General features: G+C 25.1%; 10 protein-coding genes and 2 pseudogenes. All 12 read left to right on the top strand.

What is annotated here, in order from left to right:
* Positions 1-336 (top strand): annotated as a pseudogene (locus CQA75_RS08470) (hypothetical protein); the annotation flags it as partial.
* The gene (locus tag CQA75_RS08465) at positions 337-858 is read left to right on the top strand and encodes a hypothetical protein (protein WP_137624544.1); all 522 of its coding nucleotides are present in this window, start codon (positions 337-339) and stop codon (positions 856-858) included. It begins immediately after the preceding pseudogene.
* Between the two features lie 79 nt (positions 859-937).
* Positions 938-1,450, top strand: coding sequence for a hypothetical protein (locus tag CQA75_RS08460; RefSeq protein ID WP_137624543.1), 513 nt, complete (start codon positions 938-940; stop codon positions 1,448-1,450).
* Positions 1,451-1,536: 86 nt separating this feature from the next.
* Positions 1,537-2,013, top strand: coding sequence for a hypothetical protein (locus CQA75_RS08455; RefSeq protein WP_137624542.1), 477 nt, complete (start codon positions 1,537-1,539; stop codon positions 2,011-2,013).
* Between the two features lie 124 nt (positions 2,014-2,137).
* Positions 2,138-2,653, top strand: coding sequence for a hypothetical protein (locus CQA75_RS08450; protein ID WP_137624541.1), 516 nt, complete (start codon positions 2,138-2,140; stop codon positions 2,651-2,653).
* 89 nt (positions 2,654-2,742) lie between these two features.
* Entirely contained in the window at positions 2,743-3,030 is a 288-nt protein-coding gene (locus CQA75_RS08445; protein WP_246023808.1) for a hypothetical protein, read from the top strand.
* Positions 3,031-3,328: 298 nt separating this feature from the next.
* Positions 3,329-3,520: a hypothetical protein gene (locus CQA75_RS09210; protein ID WP_171000099.1), complete on the top strand. Its 192-nt coding sequence runs from the start codon at positions 3,329-3,331 to the stop codon at positions 3,518-3,520.
* A 24-nt stretch (positions 3,521-3,544) separates the two neighbouring features.
* Entirely contained in the window at positions 3,545-3,760 is a 216-nt protein-coding gene (locus CQA75_RS09355; RefSeq protein ID WP_212741800.1) for a hypothetical protein, read from the top strand.
* Positions 3,757-4,356, top strand: a complete 600-nt coding sequence (locus tag CQA75_RS08435; RefSeq protein WP_137624540.1) for a hypothetical protein — start codon at positions 3,757-3,759, stop codon at positions 4,354-4,356. The genes CQA75_RS09355 and CQA75_RS08435 overlap by 4 nt, the downstream gene beginning before the upstream one ends.
* Positions 4,356-4,487, top strand: a complete 132-nt coding sequence (locus CQA75_RS09500; RefSeq protein WP_281276539.1) for a hypothetical protein — start codon at positions 4,356-4,358, stop codon at positions 4,485-4,487. The genes CQA75_RS08435 and CQA75_RS09500 overlap by 1 nt, the downstream gene beginning before the upstream one ends.
* Positions 4,488-4,629: 142 nt before the next feature.
* Complete coding sequence (locus CQA75_RS09205) at positions 4,630-5,271, top strand: tRNA 2-selenouridine synthase (RefSeq protein ID WP_246023806.1); 642 nt, start codon at positions 4,630-4,632, stop codon at positions 5,269-5,271.
* Positions 5,271-5,774: pseudogene (locus CQA75_RS08425) on the top strand (hypothetical protein); the annotation flags it as partial. The gene CQA75_RS09205 and the pseudogene CQA75_RS08425, both read left to right, overlap by 1 nt.

The following is a 5,774-nucleotide window of genomic DNA, read 5'->3' as shown; positions in this document are numbered from 1 at the left end:
AGCCATGAATTTGATGATGAGGGAAATCTTATCAAGCTAGGACAACCTGTTGGGGCTTGGGATTTTAATGAAAAGAGTTTTAGTATTTGGGGGTCTATTTATCAGATGATAACATATAGGTATGGTACTAGAGAAATCTTTAAAGATATTCTAAATTTTCTAAAAATCAAACAATACCATATTTACAATCAAGATTATCAAGATTATCAAGATTATCAAGATTATCAAAAATTCACCCCCTATGGTTTAGACTTTAAACTTTATAGTAAAGATTTCATTGCTAAGCTTAATTTCAAAGATAAAGCTTATAATATACTTTATGATATAGGAGTTTAAATGGCAGATGATATTATATTTGGTATTATACTTTCTATTTTTATGGGTTTAATTTTATTTTCTATGATCTTTATTGCTGTAATCATTCATTTTACAGCTCTAAGTAGTGTTCTTATTATATTTTCTATTTTAAATTATTGGATGAGAATTAATATAAAAGAATTTGTAAAATCTTATTTTTTAACATTTTTTATTATTTTTCTTATTACCATCATCATAGGATTTTATATAACTTATGGTGTTGATAATGTGGGACATTTTGTACTGGTTGATCCTCCAGAAGTTGAAAAATTATCACCACAGGAATATAAAGCATATAATTATTTTAAATTTTTAACTTTTATAACTATGTTTTTTTTTATAAACACATTTATTATGTTTCTTTGTTTATTACAAGCTTATTTTTTTAAATGTTATAGCACAGGAGTAAAACGTAAAAAAATAAGTTGGCTCATAGGGTTTGTGTGCAATGTTTTTATATTAATTGCGAGTGCGTATACGGTAAGGTTTGGATTATTTTAAACTTTATAGTAAAGATTTCATTACTAAGCTTGATTTCAAAGATAAGACTTATAATACACTTTATGATATAGGAGTTTAAATGATAGAAGCTATTGGTTTAGGATGGTTATTTGGTGTGATTTTATTTTTTGGTGCATTGTTTAATGAAGTAAAAATTTATACTTTTATTTTAAGTGTTTTAGCTATCTTTGCTTTATTAAATTATTTCATAAGAATCAATATAAAAGAGTTTTTAAAATCTTATTTTTTAACATTTTTTATTATTTTTCTTATTACTATCATCATAGGATTTTATGTAACTTATGATATTAATACAGACGGTTTCTTGTCTTTTTTAGATCCTCCAGAAGTTAAGAAACTTTTGCCAGATGAGTATCATGCATATATTTATATAAACTTTTTATTTGATTGGATTTGCTATTTAACACTTTATGCACCTTTTATAGTTCTTTGTTTATTACAAGCTTATTTTTTTAAATGCTATAGCACAGGAGAAAAACGTAAAAAAATAAGTTTGTTGATAGGGTTTGTATGTAGCTCTCCTTTTATATTAATGTTTTTTAATTATATAAATGATGGAAATATTTATTAAATTTCAAACTTTATAGTAAGGATTTTATTGCTAAACTTGATTTTAAAGATAAGGCCTATAATACACTTTATAATACAGGAGTTTAAATGGTAGAAGCTGTTGGTTTAGGATGGTTATTTGGTATGGTTTTCTTTTTTGTTGGATTGTTTAATGTAAGAGTTTATATTACTATTTTAAGTGTTTTAGCTATCTTTGCCTTGTTAAATTATTTCATAAGAATCAATATAAAAGAATTTTTAAAATCTTATTTTTTAACATTTTTTATTATTTTTCTTATTACTATCATAATGGGGTTTTATATAACTTATGGTGTTGATAATGTAGGTCGTTTTCTAATTATAAATTCTCCAAAAGTTAAGAAATTTTTGCCAGATGAGTATCGTGCATATATTTATATAAACTTTTTATTTGATTGGATTTGCTATTTAACACTTTATGCACCTTTGATAATCCTTTGTTTACTACAAGCTTATTTTTTTAAATGCTATAGCACAGGGATAAAACGTAAAAAAATAAGTTGGTTGATAGGGTTTGCATGTAGCTCTCCTTTTTTTTTATATTAATGTTTTTTAATTATATAAATGATGGAAATATTTATTAAATTTCAAACTTTATAGTAAAGATTTCATTACTAAGCTTGATTTCAAAGATAAGACTTATAATACACTTTATGATATAGGAGTTTAAATGGTAGAAGCTATTGGTTTGGGATGGTTATTTGGTGTGATTTTCTTTTTTGGTGCATTGTTTAATGAAGTAAAATTTTATACTTTTATTTTAAGTGTTTTAGCTATCTTTGCTTTATTAAATTATTTCATAAGAATCAATATAAAAGAGTTTTTAAAATCTTATTTTTTAACATTTTTTATTATTTTTCTTATTACTATCATCATAGGATTTTATGTAACTTATGGTGTTGATAATGTGGGACATTTTGTACTTATGGATCCTCCAGAAGTTAAGAAACTTTTGCCAGATGAGTATCGTATATATATTTGCATAGGATTTTTATTTGGTTGGATTTGTTATTTAACACTTTTTGCACCTTTTATAGTTCTTTGTTTATTACAAGCTTATTTTTTTAAATGCTATAGCACAGGGATAAAACGTAAAAAAATAAGTTGGTTTTTAGGGTTTGCATGTAGCTCTCCTTTTATATTAATATTTTTTAAATATATAAATGATGGAAATATTTATTTATAGTAAAGATTTCATTATCAAACTTAATTTTAAGAATCTTTTATATTAAAAAACATTATAGTTTATAAAAATTTAATTTTAAGAAAAAATAAATGAAAGAAGCATTTATAACAAGACTTACTTTTTTAAGCAATGAAGATATAAACAAAATCAATAAAAATTCATCTATAGCGTACTTAAAAGCTTTATATCAATGTGAGAATTCTATAGCTATAAATTACAAAAAGGAAGAACTTTTCACTCAAACCACTGCTACAAACAATCTAGGTTATAAAAATGATTTTACTAAAATATTTATCTTAGATAAAGAAAGCCTCAATGATACCTACCTTGATGCTAGAAAAAATCTTTATAAATCTATTCAATACTTTAAAAAATGATATGTTTTAATATTCAAAAATATAGAAAATTACAAGAAAAACAAGGCTACCAATGCATAAAAAATAAGCCAAATACATGAAACTTTATAAAAATGTCAGAATGCGCTTTATTCTACAGGTTTAAATGAAGGTATGTTTAAAAAATAAGAAGGTTGATAAATGCTAGAATTTTTGTTAATCTTTTAACATTTATTCTTATATTTTTCTATATTTTCTATTATTTTATATTTTATCTTTAAAGTCTTTTTTAAATTAAAAAATAAATAAAAAATTTAAAAAATCAAAAAGCATTAATGTATTGCAAAAAAATAAATTTACTTTAAAAGAAGTTGCATTTGAAGATTATATTCATTATTCAACGCATTTATCCTATATTTATGATAATTATGGCATATTCTTAAGAGGTGATGAGGATGCTGGATTATATTTTAGATATGAAGAAGTATTATATTGTGAGGATATTGACAAAAATTTAAGAAATGATGATTAGCAAGTTGAAACTTTGGAATAATAAATGCCTAAAAACATTAAAATACAAGAAGCTAAATTAGACTTAATTGCTAAATTTTTAGATTATGCTAATGTTGCAGATGCTAGTTATGCGATGTTGCATTTAATCGATGAGAATGATGAGAAAGACTTTTTTGATAGTGTTTTTACTCCTCCTTTGTGGCTTTATGCAGATGGGATAACCAATCAAAAAATCATAGTAAAAGGCAATAAGGTATGAAATATATTATATTGACTTTTATTGTAGGTTTAATTGTATTTGTTTCAGTAAAAGGTTGTTTTTATCCTACAAGCTATCGTGCTTTTATACCAAAAAGCTTAGATTCTGAGTATAAAGAGTTTGAAAAATTCTCACAGCAAGAATTAGGCAGAGTGCTTTATGCTAGACCATTAACAGAAATAGAAAAAAATAATCTTAATAAAGATAGTTTTTATACTATAACAAGTCGATATGGTATTAAGAGTAAAGATATGGATATGTTTGTGGGTATTGAATTTATATATTCAGAAGAAAGACTTGTATATGTCTATATAAAAGAATTGGGTTATTATGGTGGCTGGAATAAATGGACATTTAATTTATTTATTCTTCCAAATACAACACAGAGAATTTATAATTCAATTAAGAGTGTTACAATAAATAACTCACAAATAATACAAAACAAAGAGATAATAGGTAAACTAAAAATAGGTGATGAATTAGATGGATCTTATGCTTATGTTTATCTGAATATTATTGTGTTAAAAAATTTATTAGACAAACCAAGCTATCTTAATCATTTCGAAGAAAACTATGATTATTTTGAGGACTTATGATGACTTTTAATTACAAATACTCTCTTGGAATCTATGTTAATGATTGGGGTTTTATGATGGGCAGTGAGGGAAATCCTCATGTGTTCTTAGGATTAAAAAGTGATGAGAAGTATGAAGGGGAAGAATATTAATGACTTCTAAAGAACTTAAGAAATCAATTTCTTTTGGTAACATTTTTATTTTATTTTATATAAATTAAATATAAATATAAATATAATTTTTTATATAACTTATTATACAATAGACTATATTCTTAAAAACCAAGGATTATAAATGAAAATCATTTTGGCAATTTTAGCTTTAGTATTTTTAAACTCTTGTGCTTTAATAAAAAGCAAAGAAGAAAAAGAATTAGAAATTCTTTCAAAAAATTATGGTGGACTTTATATTTTTGATAGAAAAGCAAGGGAAGAGATATTGCAAATAGAGAAGAAAAGAAGAGAGTGTTATAAATGGATTAATAGTATATCTACATCTGATGAAGAAATGAGGGCAAACATTAAAAAATATGATCCAGAAAAAAAATTCCCTCAAGTCCTTTCTAATGGTTGTAGATATTATCGTAGTGATTATAGATATAAAGGCGAAGCTAATTTCGGTTTCAAAGACAAACCCGAATTTGCTTATTATGAAGATAAACTTAAAGAATACATGGGAGAAGAAAACTATAAAAAAGTAAGACCTTATATGGGTATGAGTACTTATTATGTATGTAAGGGTAAAAAATATCCTGTTGTTTTTTATACTAGATTTATGTATGTTGCAACAAATTATGGTTTATTTGGAGATGAAGCAATAGGATTTAGTTTTACAAGCCTAAGTCACAAAGGTGTTGGAGTTGGATCTTCTTTGCATTATTTTATTAATGGTAAATTTGTAAAAAGTGATGAGAAGTATGAAGGGGAAAAATATTAATGAGTCCTAAAGAACTTATCTCAGAAATCAAAGATTATGCTGATATAGCCGATGCAAGCTATGCAATGCTGCATTTAATCGATAAGAATGATGAGAAAGACTTTTTTGATAGTGTTTTTACTCCTCCTTTGTGGCTTTATGCAGATGGGATAAAGCTAGGATATGAGATAAATAAAGAGAAAGAAACTCAACTATCTCAGGATAATAATAGAAAAATAGGTGATCCCACTGCCTATGCTGCTGCTATAGAAGCTAGATTTTCTTTAGATAGAAAGATCATAAAACCTGATCCAATAGACCGTCGTAAAGATAGTAAGCCTGAAAAAATAAACACCCAAGCTCAAATCTTTATTTATAGAAAAAAAGAAGATGAAGAAGCAAAAGAACAAAAATATCTATTAGCCTTAAATTTTGCCAAACATCATGAAAATACAGATGCATTTAGATACCACCTTAGCCCCCGCACTAAAAAATTCGTTTCTCGTTATGAAGTTATAGATCAT

It is taken from the genome of Campylobacter taeniopygiae (assembly GCF_005406225.1).
Classification (GTDB): domain Bacteria; phylum Campylobacterota; class Campylobacteria; order Campylobacterales; family Campylobacteraceae; genus Campylobacter_D; species Campylobacter_D taeniopygiae.
The sequence above is the reverse complement of the archived record's forward strand: the minus strand, read 5'-3'. Positions and strand labels throughout refer to the sequence as shown.

Excerpts from the sequence above, each read along its gene's own strand:
- CQA75_RS08465 (WP_137624544.1), top strand. The coding sequence starts at position 337 with ATGGCAGATGATATTATATTTGGTATTATACTTTCTATTTTTATGGGT.
- CQA75_RS08460 (WP_137624543.1), top strand. The coding sequence starts at position 938 with ATGATAGAAGCTATTGGTTTAGGATGGTTATTTGGTGTGATTTTATTT.
- CQA75_RS08455 (WP_137624542.1), top strand. The coding sequence starts at position 1,537 with ATGGTAGAAGCTGTTGGTTTAGGATGGTTATTTGGTATGGTTTTCTTT.
- CQA75_RS08450 (WP_137624541.1), top strand. The coding sequence starts at position 2,138 with ATGGTAGAAGCTATTGGTTTGGGATGGTTATTTGGTGTGATTTTCTTT.
- CQA75_RS08445 (WP_246023808.1), top strand. The coding sequence starts at position 2,743 with ATGAAAGAAGCATTTATAACAAGACTTACTTTTTTAAGCAATGAAGAT.
- CQA75_RS09355 (WP_212741800.1), top strand. The coding sequence starts at position 3,545 with ATGCCTAAAAACATTAAAATACAAGAAGCTAAATTAGACTTAATTGCT.
- CQA75_RS08435 (WP_137624540.1), top strand. The coding sequence starts at position 3,757 with ATGAAATATATTATATTGACTTTTATTGTAGGTTTAATTGTATTTGTT.
- CQA75_RS09500 (WP_281276539.1), top strand. The coding sequence starts at position 4,356 with ATGACTTTTAATTACAAATACTCTCTTGGAATCTATGTTAATGATTGG.
- CQA75_RS09205 (WP_246023806.1), top strand. The coding sequence starts at position 4,630 with ATGAAAATCATTTTGGCAATTTTAGCTTTAGTATTTTTAAACTCTTGT.